The organism is Brachybacterium sp. (genome assembly GCF_052095815.1).
GTDB lineage: Bacteria > Actinomycetota > Actinomycetes > Actinomycetales > Dermabacteraceae > Brachybacterium.
In genome coordinates this window covers 35,364-56,834 of the sequence record NZ_JBQDLF010000019.1, presented here as the reverse complement: position 1 = coordinate 56,834, position 21,471 = coordinate 35,364, and the positions used below count along the sequence as shown (strand labels likewise).

General features: G+C 69.2%; 22 protein-coding genes and 1 riboswitch. Of the genes, 12 read left to right on the top strand and 10 right to left on the bottom strand.

Annotated elements, in window-relative coordinates; translation table 11 throughout:
• Positions 1 to 14: 14 nt before the first annotated feature.
• Positions 15 to 464, bottom strand: coding sequence for a type I restriction-modification enzyme R subunit C-terminal domain-containing protein (locus tag ACTH43_RS09460; RefSeq protein WP_441444657.1), 450 nt, complete (start codon positions 462 to 464; stop codon positions 15 to 17).
• 278 nt (positions 465 to 742) lie between these two features.
• Positions 743 to 835: riboswitch (TPP riboswitch) on the top strand.
• A gap of 235 nt (positions 836 to 1,070) precedes the next feature.
• On the opposite strand from ACTH43_RS09460, the gene ACTH43_RS09455 reads away from it, so the two are divergent.
• On the top strand, positions 1,071 to 1,871 hold the full coding sequence (locus ACTH43_RS09455) for a 3-oxoacyl-ACP reductase (RefSeq protein WP_441444656.1): 801 nt from the start codon (positions 1,071 to 1,073) through the stop codon (positions 1,869 to 1,871).
• On the top strand, positions 1,871 to 3,202 hold the full coding sequence (locus ACTH43_RS09450) for an LLM class flavin-dependent oxidoreductase (RefSeq protein WP_441444655.1): 1,332 nt from the start codon (positions 1,871 to 1,873) through the stop codon (positions 3,200 to 3,202). The genes ACTH43_RS09455 and ACTH43_RS09450 overlap by 1 nt, the downstream gene beginning before the upstream one ends.
• Positions 3,203 to 3,311: 109 nt before the next feature.
• On the opposite strand, the gene ACTH43_RS09445 is transcribed toward ACTH43_RS09450, so the two are convergent.
• From ACTH43_RS09445 to ACTH43_RS09420, 6 genes are all read right to left on the bottom strand, one after another.
• On the bottom strand, positions 3,312 to 4,172 hold the full coding sequence (locus ACTH43_RS09445; protein ID WP_441444654.1) for an endonuclease/exonuclease/phosphatase family protein: 861 nt from the start codon (positions 4,170 to 4,172) through the stop codon (positions 3,312 to 3,314).
• Positions 4,173 to 4,273: 101 nt separating this feature from the next.
• Complete coding sequence (locus ACTH43_RS09440) at positions 4,274 to 5,158, bottom strand: MurR/RpiR family transcriptional regulator (RefSeq protein WP_441444653.1); 885 nt, start codon at positions 5,156 to 5,158, stop codon at positions 4,274 to 4,276.
• A 21-nt stretch (positions 5,159 to 5,179) separates the two neighbouring features.
• Complete coding sequence (locus ACTH43_RS09435) at positions 5,180 to 6,118, bottom strand: carbohydrate ABC transporter permease (RefSeq protein ID WP_441444652.1); 939 nt, start codon at positions 6,116 to 6,118, stop codon at positions 5,180 to 5,182.
• Positions 6,118 to 7,038 (bottom strand): carbohydrate ABC transporter permease, encoded by a 921-nt coding sequence (locus tag ACTH43_RS09430; protein WP_441444651.1) that lies wholly within the window; start codon positions 7,036 to 7,038, stop codon positions 6,118 to 6,120. The genes ACTH43_RS09435 and ACTH43_RS09430 overlap by 1 nt, the downstream gene beginning before the upstream one ends.
• A complete protein-coding gene (ngcE, locus tag ACTH43_RS09425; RefSeq protein WP_441444650.1) occupies positions 7,038 to 8,459 on the bottom strand; it encodes an N-acetylglucosamine/diacetylchitobiose ABC transporter substrate-binding protein in 1,422 nt (473 codons plus the stop codon). Before ngcE ends, ACTH43_RS09430 begins: the two co-directional genes overlap by 1 nt.
• Before the next feature lie 160 nt (positions 8,460 to 8,619).
• Positions 8,620 to 8,844, bottom strand: a complete 225-nt coding sequence (locus ACTH43_RS09420) for a hypothetical protein (RefSeq protein WP_441444649.1) — start codon at positions 8,842 to 8,844, stop codon at positions 8,620 to 8,622.
• A 257-nt stretch (positions 8,845 to 9,101) separates the two neighbouring features.
• Between ACTH43_RS09420 and ACTH43_RS09415 the strand changes: the two genes are divergently transcribed.
• The 3 genes from ACTH43_RS09415 to ACTH43_RS09405 all read left to right on the top strand — a co-directional run bounded on the left by ACTH43_RS09415 (position 9,102) and on the right by ACTH43_RS09405 (position 11,176).
• Positions 9,102 to 10,325, top strand: a complete 1,224-nt coding sequence (locus ACTH43_RS09415) for an IS110 family transposase (RefSeq protein ID WP_441444648.1) — start codon at positions 9,102 to 9,104, stop codon at positions 10,323 to 10,325.
• 78 nt (positions 10,326 to 10,403) lie between these two features.
• A complete protein-coding gene (locus tag ACTH43_RS09410) occupies positions 10,404 to 10,991 on the top strand; it encodes a hypothetical protein (RefSeq protein WP_441444647.1) in 588 nt (195 codons plus the stop codon).
• On the top strand, positions 10,988 to 11,176 hold the full coding sequence (locus ACTH43_RS09405) for a hypothetical protein (RefSeq protein ID WP_441444646.1): 189 nt from the start codon (positions 10,988 to 10,990) through the stop codon (positions 11,174 to 11,176). The genes ACTH43_RS09410 and ACTH43_RS09405 overlap by 4 nt, the downstream gene beginning before the upstream one ends.
• 16 nt (positions 11,177 to 11,192) lie before the next feature.
• Here ACTH43_RS09405 and ACTH43_RS09400 read toward each other — a convergent pair whose 3' ends face one another.
• Entirely contained in the window at positions 11,193 to 12,224 is a 1,032-nt protein-coding gene (locus ACTH43_RS09400; protein WP_441444645.1) for a Gfo/Idh/MocA family protein, read from the bottom strand.
• A gap of 607 nt (positions 12,225 to 12,831) precedes the next feature.
• On the opposite strand from ACTH43_RS09400, the gene ACTH43_RS09395 reads away from it, so the two are divergent.
• The 7 genes from ACTH43_RS09395 to ACTH43_RS09365 all read left to right on the top strand — a co-directional run bounded on the left by ACTH43_RS09395 (position 12,832) and on the right by ACTH43_RS09365 (position 20,196).
• Positions 12,832 to 14,466: a sodium:solute symporter family protein gene (locus ACTH43_RS09395; protein WP_441444664.1), complete on the top strand. Its 1,635-nt coding sequence runs from the start codon at positions 12,832 to 12,834 to the stop codon at positions 14,464 to 14,466.
• 136 nt (positions 14,467 to 14,602) lie between these two features.
• On the top strand, positions 14,603 to 14,731 hold the full coding sequence (locus tag ACTH43_RS09390) for a putative transporter small subunit (RefSeq protein WP_345076133.1): 129 nt from the start codon (positions 14,603 to 14,605) through the stop codon (positions 14,729 to 14,731).
• A 154-nt stretch (positions 14,732 to 14,885) separates the two neighbouring features.
• A complete protein-coding gene (locus ACTH43_RS09385) occupies positions 14,886 to 15,335 on the top strand; it encodes a DUF2871 domain-containing protein (protein ID WP_441444644.1) in 450 nt (149 codons plus the stop codon).
• 137 nt (positions 15,336 to 15,472) lie between these two features.
• Positions 15,473 to 16,459 (top strand): class II fructose-bisphosphatase, encoded by a 987-nt coding sequence (gene glpX / locus ACTH43_RS09380; RefSeq protein WP_441444643.1) that lies wholly within the window; start codon positions 15,473 to 15,475, stop codon positions 16,457 to 16,459.
• Positions 16,460 to 16,575: 116 nt separating this feature from the next.
• On the top strand, positions 16,576 to 17,265 hold the full coding sequence (locus ACTH43_RS09375) for an NUDIX hydrolase (protein WP_441444642.1): 690 nt from the start codon (positions 16,576 to 16,578) through the stop codon (positions 17,263 to 17,265).
• 261 nt (positions 17,266 to 17,526) lie between these two features.
• Positions 17,527 to 18,768 (top strand): amidohydrolase, encoded by a 1,242-nt coding sequence (locus ACTH43_RS09370; protein ID WP_441444641.1) that lies wholly within the window; start codon positions 17,527 to 17,529, stop codon positions 18,766 to 18,768.
• Positions 18,769 to 19,245: 477 nt separating this feature from the next.
• Complete coding sequence (locus tag ACTH43_RS09365) at positions 19,246 to 20,196, top strand: VOC family protein (protein ID WP_441444640.1); 951 nt, start codon at positions 19,246 to 19,248, stop codon at positions 20,194 to 20,196.
• Positions 20,197 to 20,316: 120 nt separating this feature from the next.
• Here ACTH43_RS09365 and ACTH43_RS09360 read toward each other — a convergent pair whose 3' ends face one another.
• Together ACTH43_RS09360 and ACTH43_RS09355 are read right to left on the bottom strand one after the other, a co-directional pair.
• The gene (locus ACTH43_RS09360; RefSeq protein WP_441444639.1) at positions 20,317 to 20,523 is read right to left on the bottom strand and encodes a hypothetical protein; all 207 of its coding nucleotides are present in this window, start codon (positions 20,521 to 20,523) and stop codon (positions 20,317 to 20,319) included.
• A complete protein-coding gene (locus tag ACTH43_RS09355) occupies positions 20,520 to 21,236 on the bottom strand; it encodes a DsbA family oxidoreductase (RefSeq protein WP_441444638.1) in 717 nt (238 codons plus the stop codon). Before ACTH43_RS09355 ends, ACTH43_RS09360 begins: the two co-directional genes overlap by 4 nt.
• Between the last annotated feature and the right edge of the window lie 235 nt (positions 21,237 to 21,471).

Genomic DNA, 21,471 nt, shown 5'->3' with positions numbered 1-21,471 from the left:
CAGCGCCAGGCCGACTAACGTGCCCCGGCCTGCACGGCAGGTGCCGCCGCGCGCTCGATGTCGTGCAGCACCGTGACCACGGCATTGGCATCGTCTTCGCTCGGCGACGAGTGAGCGCACCAAGATGCCGAGCCCGCGCTCACCTTCTCCCGCGCCTCCGGGGTGCCATCGCCCTGTTCGATGAGGATGCGTTCGAGCTCATCGAGGTCGGTCTCGGTCAGGGGCAGGTTGCGGCGCAGACGCCGGATGGCGGCAGGGTCGTCGTGCTCGCGGATGTAGGCGGTCACTTTGTCTCGGAACCGGGCCTGGTTCACGCCGACGGCGACCAGCGGCAGATCGACAGAGCGGGTTTGTCCGAGGTCGTCCTCGAAGTCGGTGAAAACGGCCCGGCGCTGGCGGGTGCCGAGGAGCTGCACGAGCGATCGGAGGGCACGCCGTGCCCGTTCGAGCACCGGCAGGATCACGCCCTCCCACCAGGCCTCCCCCGGCCACGTCCTCCAGTAGGCCTCGCCGGGGTCGTAGAAGGCGAGGCCGCCGAGGGCGCCGACGGCCGAGATTTCGAGCCTTTCGTCGTCCGCCCCCCGAGGGCTTTCCGGAGATGAGTCCTGATTGCTGAGGTGGTGGGGCGGCGCCGGACGGGCCCTGAGCTGAGCACGTCCCCGCGCGAACGGCTCCGAGCTCGGCCGCCCGGCGGGCAGTCATGAGACGAGGGCCTGCGGCGGTCGATGTGCTGGTACGGTCCATGATCGACACGGGGTGCCCCGACGGGGCTGAGATCACACCCGGTGAACCTGATCGAGTTCGTACTCGCGGAGGGATGTCGTCGATGAGCTGTGTGCTGCTGTGCTGCACGCCGTCGTCCCATGCACTGGTCCTCGCGGCGCAGGCCCCGCCTGCCGCGGCGGCGGAGGCGGCCTCGCTCCGTGCCCGAGCTCCTCGGACCCGACGATCAGGTCCTCGTGTCCGTTCCCGCGCGGTGCCGAGCCCCGGCACGGCACCGCTCCTCGTGCGTTGCGCTCCCACCCGCTGTGCGGCGGATGCGCTCGCCTGCCTGAAAGGACCGGCTGACCATGACCTCACCGACCCTCGACCCCACCTCCCGCACCGTCCCCGCGATCGCTGAGCAGGTCGTTCTCGTCACCGGGGGCGCGCGCGGCCTCGGTCGCGCGCTCACCGAAGCCTTCCTGCGCGAAGGCGCTCGGGTCGTCATCAACCATCTCACCAGCGAGGACGCCGCGCATGACCTCGCCAGCCGCCACCCGGGCCGTGCCGTCGCCGTCCGCGCCGACGTCCGGCAGCGAAGCCAGGTCGAGACCCTGTTCGAGCGGGCCGAGGCTGAGTTCGGCCTCCCCGTCGGCACCGTCGTGAACAATGCCCTGCCCGGCTTCTCGTTCAACGGCGACGCCCGCGCCAAGGCGCACGAGATCACCTACGATGCCTTCTCCGCGCAGTTCTCCGGCGCCGTGCAGGGTGCGCTGAACACGATCCAGGCCGCGTTGCCCGGTTTCGCCCGGGTGGGCTCGGGGCGCGTGGTCACCATCGGCACGAACCTGTTCCAGGACCCGGTCGTCCCCTATCACGACTACACCGCGGCGAAGGCGGCGCTGCTGGCACTGACCCGCACCTTTGCCGCCGACCTCGGCCCGCGCGGCATCACCGTGAACATGGTGAGCGGTGGCTTGCTGCGCACCACCGACGCGAGCTCCGCGACCCCCGAGGCGGTCTTCGACGCGATCGCCGCGAGCACTCCGCTGCAGTCGGTCACCACTCCCGCCGAGCTCGCCGATGCAGTGCTCTTCTTCGCCTCTCCGTGGTCCCGGTCCGTGACCGGGCAGAATCTCGTCGTCGACGGCGGGCTGGTGAAGAACTGATGGCCGCCGCGCCCCGCCGCCAGGTGCGGCTGAACCTGTTCGCGCACGCGTGCGGCCACCACGCCGCGGCCTGGCGGGCGCCGGGCTCCTCGGTGTCGCGTCTGGGCGACATCACGTACTGGGAGGAGCTCGCACGGATCGCAGAGCGCGGTCGACTCGACGCGCTCTTCCTCGCCGACGGCCAGTCGATCGCGCCCGCCGGGGCCGAGCGCGGGCCGACATGGTTCCTGGAACCGATCACCGTGCTCACGGCGATGGCCCGCGCCACCGAGCGGATCGGGCTGGTCACGACGGTCTCGAGCACCTTCTGGGACCCGTTCCACGCCGCTCGCCTGCTGGCGAGCCTCGACCACATCTCCCACGGTCGGGTCGGGATCAACGTGGTCACCTCGATGACCGACGACGAGGCTCGCAACCACGGCATGCCCGCGCTGCCCGATCATGCGAAGCGCTACGCCACCGCGGGGGAGTTCATCGAGGTGCTCCAGGGGCTGTGGGACTCATGGCCCTCCCAGAGCATCCTGGCCGATCCGGAGGGGGTGTACGTCGAAGCGTCCCTGCTGCGACCGCCACAGCATCACGGGGAGTCCTTCCAGGTCGCCGGGCCGCTGAACGTGCCGACGCCGCCGCAGGGCCGCCCGGTGCTGTTCCAGGCCGGGGCCTCCGAGCCGGGCCGCGAGCTCGCCGCCCGCCACGCCGAAGGGATCTACGCGGTGGCCTGGGACCTCGAGTCCGCGCTCGCCTACCGCTCGGACATCCGCGCCCGGGCCGCCGCGCTGGGCCGCGCCCCGGAGACGATCGCGGTGATGCCGGGCCTGGTCGTCCACGTGGCCTCGACCGAGGAGGAAGCCCGGCGGATGCGCGCGGACCTCGACTCCCGCCTGCCGGTCGCGGACTCCCTGCGCCAGCTCTCCTTCTTCATCGGCCAGGACGCCTCGGACTGGGAGCTCGACGCCACCGTGCCACCGCTCCCGCCGCTCGAGGAGTTCACCGGCCCGAAGGGGCGCTACGCCACGGTGCTGCGCATCGTCGACTCCGTGCGGCCGACCGTGCGCGAACTGCTGGGGCTGCTCGCCGCCGGCGGCGGCCACGCGACCGTCATCGGCACGCCGGAGTCGGTGGCCGACGAGATCGAGCGCTGGGTCGACGCGGGCGCGGCCGACGGCTTCAACCTCATGCCGCCCACCCTCCCAGGCGGGATCACGGACTTCGTCGACCAGGTCGTGCCCGTGCTGCAGCGGCGCGGCCGGTTTCGTCGCGAGTACGAGGGGGCCACACTGCGGGAGCACCTGGGTCTGCCCGAGGCTAGGCCAGCGACTTCTCCTCTGTGAGGGCGACCGGTGCGGCGGTCCGCTCGATGGCGTGCCTGAACACGTTCCCGCGGGAACGCTTTCAGGGCAGCGGAACATCGTGCGGCGAGCTCGGACGGTGCTGACTAGCTCAGCTCGGTGACATCGGTACCCGCACCCGCGCCCGCACCGGCAGATGATCGCTCGGGAACACCCCATCGGGGCGGGAGTCGTCGATCCGCGCGTCCAGCACCCGCACGCCCTGGCTCAGCAGGATCCAGTCGATGCGGAACTCGGACTCCTCGACCTCCCCGAAATGGGGGAAGGTGCTCCAGGCGGGGCTGAGCTGCTGCTCGGCCGCGAGCCAGGAGTCCTGCAGCCCGAACTCGTCGACCAGGACCGAGTAGGCAGGGGAGGCGCAGGCCACGGAGTTGAAGTCCCCCGTGGTGATCGTGGGCAGTCCGAAGAGATGGAACTGCTTCAGGTGGTCTGCGATCAGCTGCGCACCCTTGGCCTTGGCCTGGGTGATCACATGATCCAGGTGGGTGTTCAGATGCACCAGCTCCTGCCCCGTCACCCGGTCCCGGAACCGTGCCCAGACCGCAGCGCGCGGACCGGCGTTCCCCCAGGTCGCCGAGCCGATCTCGCGGGGGCGGTCGGAGAGCCAGAACTGGTTCCAGGTGAGCAGCTCGAGACGCTCGGTGTCGTAGAAGATCGGATTGATCAGCCCCTCGCCGCCACCGAGGGTCCCGACGCCGACGCTGCGGTACGCAGGGCCGAGCCCGGCTTCGAACGGGCCGTAGGTCCAGCCCTGCATCTCCTGGAGGCCCAGCAGGTGAGGCCGCTCCGCGGCGAGCACCGCCTCGATCGCGGGGGCGCGACGGGGCCAGTGCCCCGGATCCTCCGCCGTGGTCGAATCGGTCTGGAAGAGGGCGTTGAAGCTCATGACCCGCAGCGCAGCGGCGTCGTCGGTTCCTCGGTCGGTGGGAACGGACTGAGCGGGCACGGTCATCGGGACTCCTGGGACGGGGTGGGGTGGAAACAAAGTGCGGGGCGAGGGAGAATCGGCGGGGTGACGGCAGGGCCGGCGGTCAGGGTCGACGGCTCAGCCGGTCACCAGTACCGTTCGAGCGCCTCCTCGACGGAGGTGAGCGCGGCGAGGGAGCGGTCGTAATGGCGCACCACGACTCCGCTGGCGAGACAGTCGGCGAGGAACATCTCGGAGATCCGACTGGTGAGGGTGCCGGTGCGCATCGGGGTGCGGTCCTGGACGGCCAGCAGCACGTGATCGGCGATGTCGGCCGCGGGGGAGCGGGACAGCCGAGTGATCAGCACCGTGGTGCATTCCCGACGTGCGGCCTCGGTCAGCTGGGGGACGGCCTCGCTCTCGGTCCCCGTCTCGGAGACCACGATCAGCACGTCGCCGGGCCGTGAGGCGGCCAGCCCGATCACCGCCGACGGCGGGTCGTGGAAGCTGGTCGAGGGGATGGAGAGGCTGCGCAGCTTGTGCTCGAGGGAGATGGCGACCGCATGGGCGGAACCTGCTCCGGTGGTGTAGACGTGGCTGGCCTCGCCGATCGCCTGGGTGATCAGGGAGAACGTCTCCTGGTCGAGCAGGCGGGCGGTCTCCTCGATCGAGCGCGCACCGAGCACCGACAGGCTGCTGACCAGGTCCGGCAGCGGCGTCTCCGCCGTGATGTCGCCGGTGACGCGCAGCGCCGGGTCGGCGCTGCTGCGCTGCTCCGCCGCGAGCACCAGCTCCGTGCGCAGGTGCGAGAACTTCTCGATGTTCAGTGACCGGCACAGTCGGGTCACCGACGCGGCGGAGGTGCCGGCGAGCGCGGCGTACTCCGTGATCGTCATCCGCCCCACCTCGGCCGGGGACTCGAGCGCGGCGCGCGCCAGGAGCTGCTGCTGCGGCGGAAGCGTGGGCAGCGCGGTGCGGAGCAGCGGCAGGATCGGGAGCTGCTCGCGCTGATCGTGCACTTCTGGGGTCATGGGGACGAGCCTTCCTGTCGATCAGCGCAGGGCGCCGGTGGTCAATCCCGACTGCACCTGTCGTTGGAACACGATATAGACCAGGAGCACGGGCACCATCGAGATGATCAGGCCGGCGAAGAGCTGGGCGATCGAGGTCGGGGAGGTCTCGTAGTTCTCACCGAGTGCGAGGGCCACCAGCCCCTGGCTGAGCACGAAGTTCGACCGTTCCTGATCCTGCTGCGGATTCAGCACTTGGGGGAGCAGGAACTGGTTCCACTGGCCGAGGAAGTTGAACACCCCGATCGAGATCAGCCCGGGGCGTGCCAGCGGCAGCATGATCCGGAAGAACACCCCGAAGTGTCCGGCTCCGTCGAGGAACGCCGCCTCGGAGAGCTCGTTCGGCAGGGTGCGGAAGAAAGCGGTGAGGAAGAAGATCGAGAAGGGCAGCGAGAACGCGGCGTAGACGAGGATCAGCCCCACCGGGGTCGCGAAGAGCCCCAGCGCCTGCACGATCCGCACTAGCGGCACGATCGCCAGGAAGACGGGGAACGTCATCCCGGCCAGGTACAGCCAGTACAGGACCCGGCTGCCACGGAAGGGGTAGCGCGCCATGACATAGGCGGTCATCGCCGAGAGGGTCATCGTCAGCAGCACGCCGCCCGCGACCACCAGCACGGTGTTGAGGAAGAACGCGCCGATGTTCGATTCCGCCCATGCCCGGGCGTAGACGTGCAGCCGCAGCTCTCCGGGCGGGCCGAAGGGGCTGTTGTAGATCTCCACGTTGGTCTTCAGCGAGGACATCAGGATCCACAGCAGGGGGACCGCCACCACGAGCGCCCAGATCACCAGGACCAGCTGAGGGGTCTTGCCCAGCAAGCGGGACGGCCAGGAGTGGCCCGGGAGACGTTCCGGGGCCGTCGGCTCAGCGGTCGTCCGGTCAGCAGCCGTCGGCGCAGCAGTCTTCGGTTCAGCGGTCATCAGTACTGCATCTCCTCACGACGGGTCAGGCGGAAGGTCACCAGGGCCAGCGCCACCGAGGCGAGCATCATGACGGTGCCCATCGCCGCGGCGTAGCCGAACTGGGAGTTGAACGAGAAGGCGGTGCGGTAGAGGTAGGTCGACATCACGTCGGCCCCGAAGTCACCGGCGGTGCCGGTCATCGTCATCACCGCGACCAGGGCGTAGGAGTCCAGCGTCCCGATGCCCAGGTAGATCAGGGCCGTCTGCGCATGGGTCCAGATCAGCGGGAGGGTGACGTGGAAGAAGCTGCGCACCCTCCCCGCGCCGTCCAGCGCCGCCGCCTCGTAGAGCTCGGTGGGCACGCCGCCCATCGCGGAGAGGAAGAGGACCATGTAGAAGCCGACGGAGGACCACACCGAGGCCAGGGCGACGGCGAGCAGGATCGTGTCGGGGTTGCCCAGGGGCCCGTTCGGGATGATGGTCAGCAGGTCCGTGCCCAGCGCCTGCAGCACGCCCTGGAGCAGCCCTCCTCGTGAGGCGTAGAGGTAGCTGAACATGATGCCGATGATCACCACCGGCACCACCTGCGGGAAGAAGAACAGCACCCGGTACAGCTCGGCGCCCCGCATGGCCCGAAGATTGCCCGCGCCTCCGCGGGTGATCAGCGCCGCGAACAGCATCGCGAGCCCGAGCGTGAGCACCGGGATCACGATCAGCAGCACGGCGTTGTTCGAGACCGCCCGCCACCACGCCCCGTCCCGGAACAGCCGCAGGTAGTTATCCAGCCCGACGTACTCCAGGGAGGGCGTGAAGCCGGTCCAGTTCGTGAACGAGATCTGCACGCCCTGCGCGAAGCTCGACAGCACGAAGACCGTGTACAGGATCAGGCCGGGGGCGAGGAACGTGATGATCAGGGGCCAGCGTCCGCGCTGGTGCATCAGCGGGTCTGCTTCCGGATCGCGGTGTCGGCCTTCACCTCGTCGGCCTTCTTCTGGCAGCGAGCCAGGAAGCCGTCGACATCGAGATCGCTCAGCAGCAGCGCCATCAGCGCCGCCCGTGTCTCCTCGGCGAGGCTCGGGTACCAGGCGGAGAACTTGACGACCTGCCACGGCTCGACGGCGTTGGAGCGGTCGATCATCTCGGTGATGGTCCCGAACGCCTCGCTGAGCTCCTGGCCCTCGTGGGCGCCACGCACCATGGTCACGGAGTTGCTCAGCTCGGCGTAGTTGCGTGAGGCGTCCTTGCTGAGCAGCGCGCGCAGGAACTCGAAGGCGGCGGGCTGGTTCGCGGCCGCTGCCGGCACGTACCAGCCGGCCCCGGGGTTGTTCGGCACCAGATCGGCCAGCGCCGGGTCGGGGGAGGGCAGGGCGCCGGCGGTCATCCGGAACCCTTCGGGGATCGCGGACTTCATCTCGTTCTCGAGCCACGCGCCGACGGGGATGAACACCGCCTCGTGGTCCAGCCAGGCGGTCTGCGACTGGACGTGGGTCATCTGGGCGACGCCCGGGAGGATCAGCTCATCGGTCCTGAGCTGCAGCAGCGCTTCGGCCGCATCGCGGATCGCGTCCTGGTGCCAGGCGCCGTCCTCGAGGTTGTCGACGTTCTTCCACACGTCCTGGCCGCCGAACTTGGCCACCAGCGGCTGCAGCACGCCTTCATCGAAGTAGTTGGCGTGCATGCCGGTGAAGGCCCAGGGGTACATGCCCTCGGCCTTGATCTTCGTGGACAGGCTCATCAGATCGTCCCAGGTCGCGGGCACGTCCCAGCCCTGCTCCTCGAAGAGGGCGGCGTCCCGCCAGATCCCCCAGGCGTACTGCACCGTGTTCAGGCCGACCAGCTGACCGTCGACCATGCCGGCCTCCCGGACGCCTGGGTTCAGTGACTCCTCGACGGTGATCTCCGGATCGTCCCAGCTCGGCGCAGCGAGCAGGTCCTCGAACGTGGCCAGCTGGTCGTTGGCGGCCAGCGTGGACACGTCCAGGGCACCGGAGCCGGAGTTCTGGAACAGATCCGGCGGGGTCCCGTTGACGAACTGCGGCTGCAGGGTGCTGAGGTCCTCGGTGCGCACGATGTCCGCGCTGACATCGGGGTGCTTCTCGAGGAACAGCTCTTCGGTGAAGTCGAGGTGGGGGACCCCGCCGCCGCCGTCGAAGACGAAGGCGCTGAGCTCGCCTTCGCCGATACCGAAGGGATTGTCGGGGCTGGTCGGCGCGCTGCCCTCACCGCCGTCGGCGTCGCCGGAGGCGGGCGCCCCGGAGGTCGCACAGGCGGAGAGGCCGCCGATGCCGAGCGCACCGGCGAGGCCGAGGAAGGAGCGACGGGAGGAGCGGGGAGTGCGGGGGCCGAGCGGAGCAGACATGGCAGGCCTTTCGACGTCCGGAGGGTGAGGGTGCCAGCCTGAGCGCCGATCATGGCCGCCCGGTGACATCCTGATGAAAATATGACACAGAACTGGCTGAAATGGTGTGAACAATTTTCATCACCGGACGGGCGGGGCGAAAAAGAGCTGCCGGACGTCCTCAGACCCTGGCCAGGATCGCGTCGGCGAACACCACGGCAACCTCCGGGATGAGCTGCAGGTTGAACAGCGGCTCGAACAGCTCCGCCTCGAGGAGGAGCAGGCCGTGCGCTGCCGTATCGACGAGGTCGATGCGCGCGTACAGGGGAGTGGAGAGCCCGGTGACCTCGGCGATGGTGGAGAGCACCTGCTCTGCGAAGGCGCGCTCGGCGGCATCCGCAGACACCTGCTGAGGGGTCTCCCGGTAGCTCCCCCGTTACCTTGTGAGCACCCCTGATGGTCGGGGGTCTGGTCGCTCGGCCGGGTATGGCTTTGTTGCCCTGCCATCCATGGTCCGGGGGGTGTTGCCGCCCGGTCGAGAGACACGCGTTGACCGCTGATAGGGACACGGCCCAGCTCGTCTGAGGTCTCTTCGTAACGTGGGTGCCGGCATCGGGTGTCAAGACTGCGACCAGCAATGATGCTCCAAGGAAGGAAAGCATCATGGACACACGATTCGCGGTCGTCATCGGCCTGGACGTCGGAAAGACCGCCCATCACGCCTGCGCACTGGACCCGAACGGGAACAAGCTGTTCGACAAGCCGCTCCCGCAGGACGAGACCAAGCTCCGCGAGCTGTTTACCCAGCTGCAGAACTACGGCGAAGTTCTGATGGTGGTCGATCAGCCCAACACGATCGGAGCTTTACCGATCGCGGTCGCACGAGACTCCGGCTGCTCCGTCGCCTACCTCCCTGGGCTGGCGATGCGGAAGGCCGCAGACCTCTATCCGGGCAGTTCAAAGACCGATGCGCGGGATGCGTTCATCATTGCTGACACGGCCCGCACCATGCCCCACACGCTTCGGCAGGTTGACCGCGACAGTGAGGTTCTCTCGGCGCTCAAGGTCCTTGCCGGCTTCGACGAGGACCTCGCCCACGAGACCACCAGGGCGCTGAACCGGATCAGGTCTCTGCTCACGCAGATCCATCCTGCGCTCGAGCGCGTCTTCGTCGGCGGCTGCCTGGCCACCGGGCTCGTCCTGGACCTGCTGGAGAAGTTCGGCGGCCCGACCGGATTCAAGACTGCAGGCCGGGCCAAGGTTCTACGGTTTGCCCGGTCCCATTCGCGCCGCGATCCCGAAGCGCTGATCGACCAGATCTTCAAGGCGCTGGGCGAGCAGACCGTCATCGTCCCAGCAACCTCTGCAGTCGAGCTCGTGATCCCCAGAGTCGCTGGTCAAGTCAAGGAACTCAAGGAGCAGAGGGCGACGGTGGCGCGGGAGGTCGAGGCCATGCTGGAGGACTTCCCTCTCGCCTCGGTCTTGATGAGCATGCCGGGGATCGGCATCAAGACCGCCGCCCAGATCCTCCTGAACATCGGCGACGGCTCCGCGTTCGAGACCCCGGGCCACCTCGCGGCCTATGCCGGAATCGCGCCGGTCACACGAAGATCCGGGACCTCGATCCGCGGAGAGTTCCCCGCCAGATCCGGCAACAAGCGCCTGAAGAACGCACTGTTCTACTCGGCCTGGGTCGCCTCGAACCACGACCCGATCTCCAAGGCCTACTACGATCGCAAACGCGCCGAGGGCAAGCGCCACAACGCCGCCGTGATCTGCCTGGCCCGCCGCCGCTGCAACGTCATCTTCGCGATGCTCCGCGACGGCACCTACTACCAGGCCCCAGAACCCGTCCCTACTCCCGAGCCGGCCGCCCTCGCGGCTTGACTCGAAACATAGGGACACCCCCCCACGCAGCCCGCCGCCTCGTGCCAGCAGCGCACCTTTGGAGATCGCATGGGTTAAGTGCCCATCGACCAGGTACAGCGCCTTCTCGTGGCCTGCGGAGAGCTCAGGCACCTCGGGCTGCAGCATCACCGTGCGCTGCTCGGCGAAGATTTCGCGCCCGAGCGCCAGGGCCGCAGGATCGCCGGGGCGCAGCAGCCCTGCCAGCTGCGCGCCCGCACCCACTGTCGGCTTCAGCACCACGTGCCCGCCACCGGGACCGGAGTGCGCCGCGGAGAGCGCTGCGATCAGGGAGGCCTCCTCCGCGTGGAAGGTGGTGGGGATGCCCGGGATCCCCGCCTGCTCGAGCTCGGCGAGGTAGTGCTTGTCCATGTTCCAGCGCACCAGGGCGGGTTCATTGAGGATCTTGGTGGCCGCTCCGGCGCGGTCGAGCCAGGCATCGAACTCTGCTGGCCGCAGCGAGTAGTCCCAGGGGCTGCGCAGCACCACCAGGTCGAAGTCAGCCCAGTCGACCTCGGGGTCGGCCCAGTCGACGGCCCGGGCCTCCGCGCCGCGCGCGTGGAGCGCCCGCAGCAGCGGGCGGGCATCGAGCATCGTGTCGGCCGCGGGGAAGCGTGCGGGATCGGTGACGACGAGGCCGAGGGATGACATGGCGCGACCTTAGCGGCCCCAGCGGCTTAGCCGCCTTGCAGCGGGTCGGCCCGCACTCCGCCGTCGGCTGCGAGCAGCTGCTCGTCGACCTCGTGACCGACTCCTACCGCCTCGTCGTCGCCGCGCTGCCGCGCAGGCTGCGCCCGATCGATCCGGAGACCTTCGAGGGCCCCCTCCCCTGACCGATCGGGGCGCGCCTCAGGCGCCCGGGCCCACCCCGCTGAGCCGGTAGGCCTCGGTGAGGATCTCCATCGAGGCCATCGCTTCGCGTGGGCCGATCCAGAACGGCTCCGGATCCTCGAGATGCTCGTAGAAGTCGCGGATCAGCAACTCGTGGGAGACGCCCCAGTAGGAGCGGCCCCCGGAGGTGACCGAGCGCTCGCCGAGAGTGTCCACGCGCCCGTCGGCCCAGCGGATCGTGAGCCCGCCCTCGGTGCCGCCGCGCAGGCACACGTACGCGTTCTCGCAGTCCAGCTCGATCTCGACCGGACGGTGCTGGGGCGCGGTGAGGGTCGCGTAGAACGAGGTGGTCACGCCGCCGGGGTGATGCAGCAGCAGCTCCGCGGTGTCCTCGACCTCGATCAGATCGCCGAACCTGCGGGTCGCCACGTGACCGTCGGTGCGCTCCACACCGCCCAGCAGCCACTGCACCAGGTCCAGAGTGTGGATCGCCTGATTGATCAGCAGGCCGCCGCCCGAGCCCGCCCACGTGCCCCTCCAGGGCTTGGCGCGGTAGTAGTCCGCGCTGCGGGTCCACACCACCGAGGCCCAGGCCCCGCGCACCGCGCCGAGCTGCCCGGAGGCCAGCATCTCGTGCAGGCGCTGGCTGGCGAGGTTGTAGCGGTTCTGGAAGCAGATGCCGACCTTCGCGCCGCCGGCGCGCCCGTCGGCCGATTCGACCGCATCCACTAGCCGCTGGCCCTCGGCGAGGGTGTGCGCGAGCGGCTTCTCCTGCAGCACGTGCACCCCGGCGGCGAGCGCCGTGAGCGAGGGATCGACGTGCTCGTCGTGCGGGGTGGTCACGTGCACCGCGTCCGGTGCGAGCGCATCGATCAGCTCCTGGGTGCTCGCGAAGCCGGGCACGCCGGTGGCCTCCGTGGCGCGGGAGAGCGCCTGCGGGTCCGTGTCCGCCACACCCACGAGCTCGAGGCCCTCGATGTCCCGGATCGCTTCGAAGTGGACCACCGAGACATCTCCGCAGCCGATCAGCCCGATGCGCTTGCTCGCCATGTGTCCTCTTTCCTGGCCGCTGCGGCGCGGCCGACGTCGATGCTCCGCCACTTTACGCGGCTCCTCCCAGGGCTCGTGCGGCCGGGTGCATCATCATGCGCCCATCCCGGGGAGGAGTGCATTCCTGTGAATGGAGATGCAGGACACTGCCCCGATCTAGTTGTCCGACAATGAGTTTGAGCGCTCTGACCTGCAGATGTATCCGATAAGTTACCGATGAGGTGGCTATGCCGGGACCTCTGTGCGAGTATCTATACGGCCCCAAGCGCGGAGAGTGCTGGCGGAGCCGCCCCGATGAGGGGTCGGCGCCAGTCCCTCGCCGTTGCGGTCCCATCCTCGGAGCAGGTGTTTCTCACCGCCCGAGTCGATGCCGGACGGCACGCGCCCAGGGGGTCGATTGCCGGTCGGCCCACTGGTGGCGCCACCCCTGAGCGCAGCGCGCACTGCGCCGCACCACGGTGCGCGCAGCACAGCAGGCGGGGGACCGGGTGAAGGAGATCGATTCGCCGCTACGGAAGGAAGTACAGTGCCGCCCGCTTCAGGAGAGATAGTCCAGCTCGGGATCATCGGAGTCATCGCCCTCCTGCTCCTGTTCTACGGGGGCACGATGTGGATGTCGGTCGCGATCTCCCGCAAGAAGGAGAACGCCGACGACTACATGACCGCTGGCAACAACATCGGCTTCGGCGTCTCCGCCGCCTCGATGACCGCCACCTGGATCTGGGCGTCCTCGATGTACGCCTCGGTGACCGCCGGCTACACCTACGGCGTCTCCGGCCCCATCCACTACGGGCTCTGGGGCGCGCTGATGATCCTGTTCATCTACCCCTTCGGGAAGCGGATCCGCAAGGTCGCCCCCCGCGCGCACACCCTCGCCGAGGTGATGTACGCCCGCCACGGCCGCTCCTCGCAGCTGATGCTCGCCGGCTCCAACGTGCTCGGCTCGGTCATCTCGCTGACCTCCAACTTCATCGCCGGTGGCGCGATCATCGCGATGCTCTCCCCGCTCAGCTTCGGCGCCGGCATCCTGATCATCGCCGCCGGCGTGCTGATGTACACCCTGTGGTCCGGCTTCCGCGCCTCCGTGCTGACGGACTTCGCCCAGGTGATGGCGATGCTCGGTGCGGCCGTCATCATCATCCCCGCGGTCTTCTTCCTCGCCGGCGGGCCCTCGATGTTCGCCGAGGGGGTCGCCAACGGCAACGTCACCCCGCAGCAGGAGAGCTTCTTCTCCTCCGACGCCTTCATGAACCAGGGCGCTCCGTACATCGCCGCGGTGCTCGCCTACGCGATCGGCAACCAGACCATCGCCCAGCGCCTGTTCGCCGTGCGCGAGGACCTCATCAAGCCCACCTTCATCACCGCCACGATCGGCTACGGCGCGACCGTGATCGGGATCGGGATGCTGGGCGTGATGGCGCTGTACCTGGGCGTCGAGCCCATGGGCGGCGATGTGAACAACCTGATGCCGCAGATGGTGGGCACCTACCTGCCCGTCGCGCTGGTCGCGCTCGCATTCATCATGATCATCGGCTCGCTGTCCTCGACTGCAGACTCCGACCTGGCCGCGCTCAGCTCGATCGTGATGACAGACATCTACGGCCAGTCCGTCGGCCGCAAGAACGTGAACCCGAAGCTGATGATCCTCATCGGCCGCCTCACGATGATCGTCGCCACGGGCCTGGCCCTGTACTTCGCCACGGCGAAGTTCAACATCCTGGACCTGCTGGTCTTCGTCGGCGCGCTGTGGGGCTGCCTGGTGTTCCCGGTCATCGCCTCCTTCTACTGGAAGAAGGTCACCAACAAGGCGTTCACGCTCTCCGTGATCGCCGCCCTGGTGGTGTTCCTGCCGGTGCGGTTCACGCTGATCCCGATCACCGGTGCCTGGGCACTGGTGGTCGAGCTGCTCGCCATCATCGGCGTGGGCGTGGTGCTCGGCATCATGAGCTTCGGCTTCTTCGGGAAGCGCGTGGCCGTGATCGTCGGCGTCGTCTCCATCCTCGCAGTGCTGCCCTTCGGCTTCGGCTACCTGCGCGACTTCGAGACCCTCTCCGGCTCGCTGGTGGCCTACTCGGTCTCCTTCCTGGTCTGCTACCTGCTGAGCTTCCGGTCGACGCAGAACTTCGACTTCTCCTCGATCCGCAAGGTCACCGGCGATTTCGACGACGAGACCCTCACCGCCGATGAGGACATCGACCTCCCGGGCGCCACCGCTGCTGTGGGGCGTTCGACCGACAGCTGATCAGCCCGTCCACGGCAACTGCGCCACCCCTTCGTGGCGGCTGCGCCATCCATTCGCGGCAACCGGACCGGCCGCCGCTCCGTCCCCCGCGTGACCGTGCTCCGGCCGGTCCGCACCCTCTGAGAGGAGAACAGTCATGACCGCTCTGCTCACCATCTACGTGCTGATGTGGCCCGTGCTCGTGCTCGGCATCCTGATCACGATCGTCCGCGGCTTCGCCAAGGACGCCAAGGAAGCCCGCGACGAAGGCCGCATGATCGTCTGATCCGGGACTGTCTGACCCGGTCCCGGGCCATGCACCACGACGGCGCCCGTCGCCCCCGCACTGTCGGGGACGGCGGGCGCCGTCCTGCACGGACCAGCGCAGATCAACCCTTTGGCCGATCACAGGACTCGGCACGCTTTCTAGTGTTGATGACATGAACCGACTGCTCAGCACCTCATTCGTCTACATGATCCTCGGCGTCGCCTCCGGCCTCTTCTACCGCGAGTACACCAAGGCCACCGACGCTCTCGGGGTCGACACCCAGCTCAGCACCCTCCACACCCACTTCCTAGCGCTGGGGATGCTGGTCTTCCTGATCGTGCTGGCTCTGGACGCGGTCTTCTCCCTCACCGGCCGCCGCTCCTTCACGGTATTCTACTGGACCTACAACATCGGCCTGCTGCTCACCGTGGTGATGCAGGCCGTGCGCGGCATCCTCACCCTCGACGGCCAGGACCCCGCGACCACCACCGCCGCGATCCCCGGCATCGCGGGCCTCGGGCACATCATCCTCACCGTGGGACTGTTCGCCCTGTTCGTCTCCCTGCGCGCAGCCCTCAAGGACCGCACCGTGGCAGCGGAGCGGGAGTCCGTCACCGCCTGAGGGCGAGGGGCCCCGAGTCTCCTCGCGCGCACTCCGCTCCGGGTAGAGTCCGAGGAGCACGTCAGGCACCGCTCGGCCTGTCGAGACGGCAGGTTCGGGCCATGACATCGCCCTGAACTCGACGACGAGGAGACCTCATGATCACCCCCGCCTCCAATGCTCCCGACCGCAACCTCGCCCTTGAACTCGTCCGGGTGACCGAGGCGGCCGCCATCGCCGGAGCGCGCTGGGTCGGTGCGGGGGACAAGAACCGGGCCGACGGCGCAGCGGTCGACGCGATGCGCTCCTTCATGGACACCGTGCAGATGAACGGCACCGTCGTCATCGGCGAGGGGGAGAAGGACGAGGCCCCCATGCTCTTCAACGGTGAGTCCGTGGGCGACGGCACCGGCCCGGATGTCGACGTCGCGGTGGATCCGATCGACGGCACCCGACTGACCGCGCTGGGCTATAACAACGCGCTCGCGGTGTTCGCGGTCGCCGAGAAGGGGAGCATGTACGACCCCTCGGCCGTGTTCTACATGGAGAAGATGGTGGTGGGCCCGGAGGCCGCGGAGTTCGTGGACCTCCGGCTCCCGATCGAGCAGAACATCAAGCTGGTCGCCAAGGCGCTCGGCAAGCCGGTCAACCAGGTCACCGTGTGCGTCCTCGAGCGGCCGCGGCACGAACCGCTGGTCGAGCAGATCAGGGCGGCCGGGGCGCGCGTCAAGTTCATCATGGACGGCGACGTGGCAGGGGCCATCGCGGCGGCCCGCGGCGCCGGCGTCGACATGCTGCTGGGCACCGGAGGCACCCCGGAGGGCATCATCGCCGCCTGCGCGGTCAAGGCCACCGGCGGCATGATCCAGGGCCGGCTGGCCCCGATCGACGATGACGAGAAGCAGAAGGCGATCGACGCCGGGCACGATCTCGACCGCGTGCTGACCACAGATGACCTGGTCGCGACGGATAACTGCTACTTCGCGGCCACCGGCATCACCGATGGCGACCTGCTGCGCGGCGTGCGATACCGAGGAGACCGCATCGTCACCGAGTCGATCGTCATGCGCTCCACCTCCGGCACCGTGCGCATCGTGGAGGCCGAGCACCGCGCGGAGAAGTGGGACCGCTGGCTCACCGACTGAGCTCCGCGGTGGACTGAACTCGGTGCCGGAGCTCGGAGGCCGACCGTGCGGTGGCTACCTGTGAGTCGCCTTGCAGTTGAAGTCAATCTGACCATAACTATGCTTAATCTGGACACATGGCTCCCACCGCATCCGAGATCCACGTCGCCGTCGACCTCACCGTCCTGACCCTCCGGGACGGCGTGCTGAACGTGCTGCTGATCCAGCGCGAGGACGAGCCCCACCGAGGTGCCTGGGCGCTTCCCGGCGGATTCATCCAGCACGGCGAGGATCTCGATGCGGCCGCTTACCGGGTGCTGTCCGATGAGGCCTCGCTCGGCAGCGGCGCCGTCCATCTCGAGCAGGTGCGGACCTTCGGCACCCCCGGGCGTGACCCCCGCGGCCACGTCGTCTCGGTGTCCTTCATGGCGCTCGGCGCGGATCTCCCGGATCCCCGTCGCGGCGATGACGTGGCCGATGCCCGCTGGTGGGCGCTCGAGGACCTCGGCGAGGTCACGCTGGCCTTCGACCACGCCGCCGTGCTCGAATCCTCGATCGAACGGGCGCGCAGCAAGCTGGAGTACACCACCCTGGCCGTCACCTTCCTGCCTGAGGAGTTCACGGTCTCGCAGCTGCGCGGGGTCTACGAGAGCGTCTGGGGGACCACCCTGGATGCTGGCAACTTCCACCGCAAGGCCACCCGCACCGACGGCTTCCTCGTGGAGCTGGACCGGCATGCCGCACCCACCGGGGGGCGCCCGGCGCGCCTCTACTGCGCGGGTCAGGGCAGCTACCTGGTGCCGCCGCTGCTGCGCAACGGCGACTGAGGCCGCAGCTGCGGCGTCGTCCCCGTGATCGGGGTGTAATTGCGGCCTTCTGAGCGTCCGGCCTGCTGACCCTGGCCCGCTGACCCTGGCCCGCTGACCCGCTGACCCGCTGACCCGCTGACCCGCTGACCCGCTGACCCGCTGACCGTGACCCGCTGACCCTCTGACCGTGGCCCTTTGGCTCTGGCCCTCTGACGCTCCAGCCCGAGCGGCGCGCTCCGAGCGCGCCCGCCTGGGCGGGCATCATGGCAGGATCAGCGGGTGACTGATGACGCCACCACCCCCCAGCCAGACCTCGCCGAGGACACCCTCGCCGCCGCCTACGGCGCCCAGCGCGAGCAGGTCCATGCCCTCGCCCGCGCGATCCACGCGGATCCGGAGACCGCCTTCGAGGAGCGCCGCGCCCACGACCGCTGCGCCGGACTCCTCGAGGAGGCCGGTTTCACCGTCGAGCGGGGTATCGCCGAGTTGCCCACGGCCTTCCGTGCCACCCTCGGCTCCGGCTCCCTGGTGGCCGCGCTGTGCGTCGAGTACGACGCGCTGCCGGGGATCGGCCACGGCTGCGGGCACAATCTTATCGCCGGCGCCTCGCTCGGTGCCGCGCTGGCACTCGCGGAGCTCGTCCCCACGCTGGACGTGACGCTGCAGGTGATCGGCACCCCCGCGGAGGAGCACGGAGGAGGCAAGCAGCTGCTCATCGAGCGCGGCATCTTCGACGGTGTGCACCTGTCACTGATGAGCCACCCCACTCCGCACACGGACACCTATGACGTGCTGGGCTCGACCAGCCAGGCCGTCGGCCGCTGGCGCGCCACCTACACCGGTCGCGGCGCTCACGCCGCCGCCAATCCCACCGACGGCATCAACGCCAATGACGCCGCGGTGGTCGCGCAGGTCGCGGCCGGTCTGCTGCGCCAGCGGATCAAGGACGGCCAGCGCCTGGCCCTGGTTCCGCAGCAGTCCGGGGTCACGAACATCGTCCCCGAGACCGCCGTGGTCGACTTCGAATGCCGGGCGCTGACGATGCCCGAGTTCGAAGCGCTGCGCGACCAGCTGTTCGCCTGCCTCGAGGCGGGTGCGGTCGCGACCGGCGCCAGCCTCGAGATCGAGCAGACCGAGCCCGTCTACGAGCCGCTGCGCCAGGATGAGGTGCTGGGGGCCGCCTGGAATGCGGCGATGGAGCGACTCGGCCGGCCGCTGAACGGCTCGCTCGGTGTCATGGCCGCCTCGACCGACATGGGCAACGTGACGCAGCGGGTGCCCGGCCTCCACCCCTTCGTCGGCATCAGCGGTGCCGGGGGAGCGCTGCACACCCGTGAATTCGCGGGTCATGCCGCCTCCGTGGAGGGCTACCGGCTGATGGACGACGCCGCAGTGGCGATGGCCTGGGTGATCCGCGACGTCGCCACCACCGCGGGCTCCCGCGCCGCGCTCCTCGAGCGGGCGGAGCAGCTCGCCGCGGCTCATGCGGCGCGTCCGGACGTGACCGGGACGCCCGCCTGAGGGAGCGGGAACCGGCCGTTCCCCGGGTCTGCGGGCTCGACTCGGACCCTTGATGCGAAGGTGTGACCAGCAGGAACGTTCGTTCCAGTCGGTGGTGTGAGCCTCCACAGCGAGGGAACTAGGTCCCGGAACAAGTATCGTCGGGCCGCCTATCGTGGAGCCCACGCCTCCCCTCGAGCATCTCGAGGGTCGAGGTCGGGAGGGCCCCGAGTCGGCAGGGGAGAGCAGACTTGGGGACAGGGCGGTGAGCTGAGCTCACCGCCCTGAACCCTTTCCGGAGGGCCTCCACGAGCGTCCGCGCGAACGTCCGCGCGAGCGCCCGCACCGGCGCCTGCCGCCCGCCTCTGCATCTCGCGCCACAGCCCGGCGTGCCGCTCAGGTCATCGCCCATGAGCCACTCCACAGTCCGCTCTGGTTGAATTTTCTACCAACTCGGGGGATGATGGATCCATCGACCCCTCGATCGAAAGGATCGCCATGATCTCCTCCCCCCTCACCGCCACCGGCACGGAGAGCGACGCAGTGGATGAGCGGCACCTTTCCGGTGATCTCGCGATGGACGCCGTCACCTTGCGCGTCGGTGACATCGAGCTGATGAGCTCCTACTACGAGAACGCCCTCGCGCTGAGCCCGATCGAGGAGCGAGCGCGGGTGGACGGCGAGGTCCACCGCATCCTCGGCCGCGGGGACGTCCCCTTCGTGCGGCTGGTGGCCACCCCCGGTCTGCCCGCCGTGGACCCCGGCCAGGCCGGACTGTTCCATACCGCCTTTCTCTTCGAGGACCAGACTGCGCTCGCCGGCACCGTGCTGCGTGCCGCCCAGGATCCCCACTCCCGCTTCGCAGGCACCGGCGACCACCTCGTCTCCGAGGCCTTCTACTTCGCCGACCCCGAGGGGAACGGCATCGAGCTGTACTGGGACCGCCCCCGCGACCAGTGGCAGTGGAACAACGGCGAAGTCGCCATGGACTCCCTGTTCATCGACCCGCAGAAGTATCTCGGTGAGCACCTCACCGAGGACGTCCAGGCCGATCCGGGGATCCGCCCGGGAATCGTCGGCCACGTGCACCTGCAGGTCGGTGACGTGGAGGCCGCACGCCGGTTCTACATCGACACCCTCGGCTTCGAGGTCACCGCGGGCAACCATCCCGGCGCCCTGTTCGCCGCGGCCGGCGGATACCACCACCACGTCGCGATGAACACCTGGAACAGCCGCGGTGCCGGTCCGCGCGCCGCAGGCCTGGGGCTGGCCGACGTCGCCATCACCCTCCCGGCCCGGGTGGACCTCGACGCGCTGACCGCACGCCTCACCAGGGCGGGCATCGGATTCGCCGACGACGGCCGCTCCATCTCGGTCCAGGACCCCTGGGGGACTCCGGTCACCCTCAGCCTGCCCGGCACCAGCACCGAGGAGCTGCTCGCCCGCTGATCAGCGAGGACAGAGGAACGCCCGGACGCGCCCCAGTGGCGCATCCGGGCGTCCCTTCTTCTGTGCGGCTTCGTGCGGCTGGGTGCGGGTGAGCGTCGAGCTCACGCTGGCCTGGTCGCGCTAGTCGCAGGTGCCGTCCACCTCGCAGCTCGTCCCGCCCTGGATCGTCCCGCCCAGCAGGGAGGTGAGTGAGGTCAGCGCGACGGGGGCATCGGTCGTCTCCGCCGCAGGTGCCGCGAGTGCAGCCTCCGCCGTCGCCGCGGCGCAGTCCCTTGTCGCGTCGGCCCCGTCGGCCGTGCTGCCGGTGCCGTGCTGCATGCTGCTCATGCCTGGGCCCGCTCGGCCCGGGCCTCGTCGGCGATCTGCCGCAGCGCCTGACGGAAGGACTCCGTGGGGAGTGCCCCGGGGGCGGTGTACTTGTCGTTGAACAGGAAGAACGGCACACCGCGCGCGCCCATCGACGCGGCCTCGCGCACCTCTGCCTCGACCTTGTCATCGTGCGTCTCGCCGGCATGCGCGGCGCGGGCGGCCTGCTCGTCCAGGCCCGCCTCGACGGCGCGGGCGATCACGGTCTCGGTCTCGAACGGGTTCATGGTGCCGGTGAAGTAGCCGCGCTGGAGCTGCATGAAGAAGTCCGTCGCCGCGTCGATGCCGTGCGCCTCGCCGATGGCCTGCATGACGCGGTGCACGCCGCGGGTGTTCGCCATCGGCCGCCCGGTGACGTACTCGCGGCCCATCTCCTGGGCCATCTCCTGGATCTGCGCCTCCATCTCGCGCACCTTCGCCTCGTCCATGCCCTTGGCCTCGACCAGGTGGGCGATGTTGTCCTTCACGCTGTCGGTGGGCGAGGTCGGATCCAGCTCGAAGGAGTGGGCGCGCACGTGGACCTGGTCGCTGAGGCCCTCCGCCTCGATCGCATCGTGCAGGCGGGACTCGCCGATGTAGCACCACGGGCACACCACGTCGGTCCATACGTCGATCGTGATCAGCGGCTCGGTGGGCTCGCTCGGTGCGGTCCGGCTCTCAGGGCTCTGGGTCATCGGGATCCTCCGTCAGCGGTTCGGGGGTGGTGACACGGCCACCACTTTCCTTGAAAATTCTACTGCGCGGGCCCTCGAAAGGGCGGGGCGAGACGGGGTGGGGTGGGCGCTTCCGCTCCTGGCGCAGACTGAGGAAGTCCTCATCATCGTCTCACCTGGGGTTCACCGAGCCCGTCCAGCATGGGCACTGCCACGGACGATGACAGACTGGAGCGCCTCCCGCCCCGGTCCGTGC

Coding starts and splice junctions, on each gene's coding strand:
- ACTH43_RS09455 (WP_441444656.1), top strand. CDS start 1,071: ATGACCTCACCGACCCTCGACCCCACCTCCCGCACCGTCCCCGCGATC.
- ACTH43_RS09450 (WP_441444655.1), top strand. CDS start 1,871: ATGGCCGCCGCGCCCCGCCGCCAGGTGCGGCTGAACCTGTTCGCGCAC.
- ACTH43_RS09445 (WP_441444654.1), bottom strand. CDS start 4,172: ATGACCGTGCCCGCTCAGTCCGTTCCCACCGACCGAGGAACCGACGAC.
- ACTH43_RS09440 (WP_441444653.1), bottom strand. CDS start 5,158: ATGACCCCAGAAGTGCACGATCAGCGCGAGCAGCTCCCGATCCTGCCG.
- ACTH43_RS09435 (WP_441444652.1), bottom strand. CDS start 6,118: ATGACCGCTGAACCGAAGACTGCTGCGCCGACGGCTGCTGACCGGACG.
- ACTH43_RS09430 (WP_441444651.1), bottom strand. CDS start 7,038: ATGCACCAGCGCGGACGCTGGCCCCTGATCATCACGTTCCTCGCCCCC.
- ngcE (WP_441444650.1), bottom strand. CDS start 8,459: ATGTCTGCTCCGCTCGGCCCCCGCACTCCCCGCTCCTCCCGTCGCTCC.
- ACTH43_RS09415 (WP_441444648.1), top strand. CDS start 9,102: ATGGACACACGATTCGCGGTCGTCATCGGCCTGGACGTCGGAAAGACC.
- ACTH43_RS09405 (WP_441444646.1), top strand. CDS start 10,988: ATGACATGGCGCGACCTTAGCGGCCCCAGCGGCTTAGCCGCCTTGCAG.
- ACTH43_RS09400 (WP_441444645.1), bottom strand. CDS start 12,224: ATGGCGAGCAAGCGCATCGGGCTGATCGGCTGCGGAGATGTCTCGGTG.
- ACTH43_RS09395 (WP_441444664.1), top strand. CDS start 12,832: ATGTGGATGTCGGTCGCGATCTCCCGCAAGAAGGAGAACGCCGACGAC.
- ACTH43_RS09390 (WP_345076133.1), top strand. CDS start 14,603: ATGACCGCTCTGCTCACCATCTACGTGCTGATGTGGCCCGTGCTCGTG.
- ACTH43_RS09385 (WP_441444644.1), top strand. CDS start 14,886: ATGAACCGACTGCTCAGCACCTCATTCGTCTACATGATCCTCGGCGTC.
- glpX (WP_441444643.1), top strand. CDS start 15,473: ATGATCACCCCCGCCTCCAATGCTCCCGACCGCAACCTCGCCCTTGAA.
- ACTH43_RS09375 (WP_441444642.1), top strand. CDS start 16,576: ATGGCTCCCACCGCATCCGAGATCCACGTCGCCGTCGACCTCACCGTC.
- ACTH43_RS09365 (WP_441444640.1), top strand. CDS start 19,246: ATGATCTCCTCCCCCCTCACCGCCACCGGCACGGAGAGCGACGCAGTG.
- ACTH43_RS09360 (WP_441444639.1), bottom strand. CDS start 20,523: ATGAGCAGCATGCAGCACGGCACCGGCAGCACGGCCGACGGGGCCGAC.
- ACTH43_RS09355 (WP_441444638.1), bottom strand. CDS start 21,236: ATGACCCAGAGCCCTGAGAGCCGGACCGCACCGAGCGAGCCCACCGAG.